This window comes from Bacillus sp. BHET2 (assembly GCF_005938125.1).
Taxonomy (GTDB): domain Bacteria; phylum Bacillota; class Bacilli; order Bacillales; family Bacillaceae_B; genus Rossellomorea.
Genome location: NZ_VCQN01000032.1, coordinates 1 through 457, shown reverse-complemented (window position 1 = coordinate 457; position 457 = coordinate 1). Strand labels below are relative to the sequence as shown.

At 66.5% G+C, this 457-nt stretch carries 1 protein-coding gene; it reads left to right on the top strand.

Annotated features, from left to right (window positions below; genetic code table 11):
- Window positions 1–277: hypothetical protein (locus FGG79_RS21970; protein ID WP_171051039.1), on the top strand; the 277-nt coding region annotated here is incomplete at its 5' end.
- Window positions 278–457: the final 180 nt, after the last annotated feature.

The following is a 457-nucleotide window of genomic DNA, read 5'->3' as shown; positions in this document are numbered from 1 at the left end:
GATCACCTACGCGCCGAACGGCAGCGGGTGGGAGAAATTCAATGCCGGCGTGCTGCAGCACGTGGCGACCAGCGTCATCGGGATCGTCACGCCCTTCCTGCAGTCCACGATCCAGAGCGCCGCGCAGAAGGAGCTCAACGAGAACGCGTCCTTCACCGTGCCGGACATCCCGCTGCAGCTCGAAGGCGTCCAGATCAAGCTCGTCCCATCGGGCCTGAACATTTCCACCGCGGACGCGGACCACGTGCTCGTCACGGCCAGCGTCGACATCGCCTGACCCACGGCACCTGCCCACCGAACGAGGAGAAAATCCATGAGCGCTGCAATCCAAGATTTCCTGGCCGGCTGGACGACCCGGGGCGGCACGGCCCTGGGCACCGCCCGGCCCCTGCACACCGACGTCAGCAACATTACTCCGCTGCCCCTCGCACGATCGCTCGACATGCCCGCGCAGGCC